The organism is Piscicoccus intestinalis NBRC 104926, from assembly GCF_001515525.1.
Classification (GTDB): domain Bacteria; phylum Actinomycetota; class Actinomycetes; order Actinomycetales; family Dermatophilaceae; genus Kineosphaera; species Kineosphaera intestinalis.
Map to the genome: position 1 here is coordinate 1 of NZ_BCNQ01000271.1, position 1,000 is coordinate 1,000.

A 1,000-nucleotide genomic window follows, 5' to 3' on the forward strand; every position below is an offset into this window, starting at 1 on the left:
GCCGAGCTTGCCGCGGCGTCGTCGGCGGAGGTCAGCGCGGTGCGCGCGCGACTGCGGGAGGCCGAGTCCGAGCTCATCCGGGTGCAGGCCCGGCTCGACCAGGCGGGCGGCCAGGGGCGGGCCGAGTCCTACGACACGGCCCGCACCGAGCACGAGCGAGCCCGCCGTGAACACGACCGGGTGCGCCGCCACGCGGAGGCGGCCCGGCTCCTGCGCGACACCCTCACCTCGCGCAGCAAGGCCGCGAAACGGGCGTACGTGCAGCCGTTCGGCGACGCCGTCTGCCGCCTAGGGCGCATCGTGTACGGCCCGAGCTTCGACGTCGAGGTCGACGGCGACCTGACGATCCGGGCGCGGGTGCTCGACGGGCTCCGGGTGCCCTACGGGGCGCTGTCGACCGGCGCCAAGGAACAGCTCGCGATCCTCACCCGGTTGGCCTGCGCCTCGATCGTCGATCCGGAGCAGGGGGTGCCGGTCGTCATCGACGACGCGCTCGGTTACTCCGATCCCGAAAAGCTGCGCCGGGTGTGCGCCGCCGTCGGGCGGCTCGGCACCCACGCCCAGGTCGTGCTGCTCACCTGCACGCCGGGGCGGTACGCCGCGATCCCGCAGGCCCAGGTCGTGCGGCTGTAGACGGCGCGCTCCCGATGTCGCGCTCGCGTGCCGGCCAGGGCAACACCGCGCCCGGTCGGTGGTCGCGGGGAGCGGTCGCGGTGGCGGCCGCGCGGGGTGGCCGCGCCGGACGGGTGTCGAAGCGGCCCCTCGGAGGCTGATACCCTCATCCAGGTGCTTCGCCCGATCGGGCGAACATTCGCCCCCGTAGCTCAGGGGATAGAGCACCGCCCTCCGGAGGCGGGAGCGCAGGTTCGAATCCTGCCGGGGGCACCGCAGTACCCGAGGCCGACGCCCACAGCGTCGGCCTTCGTCGTGCTCCGGCCGCCCGTCTCACCCGACGGCGAACGTCCCTGAGAACTGCGTGTCGTGGTGAGGACTGCAGTCC

Annotated in this window: 1 protein-coding gene and 1 tRNA gene; both read left to right on the forward strand. The window is 74.3% G+C overall.

Features of this window, described 5'->3' with window-relative positions:
* On the forward strand, window positions 1-633 hold a 633-nt coding region (locus tag PINTE_RS21095; RefSeq protein WP_373280191.1), incomplete at its 5' end, for an ATP-binding protein.
* A 180-nt stretch (window positions 634-813) separates the two neighbouring features.
* A tRNA-Arg gene (locus tag PINTE_RS21100) sits at window positions 814-885 on the forward strand.
* Window positions 886-1,000 lie beyond the last annotated feature (115 nt).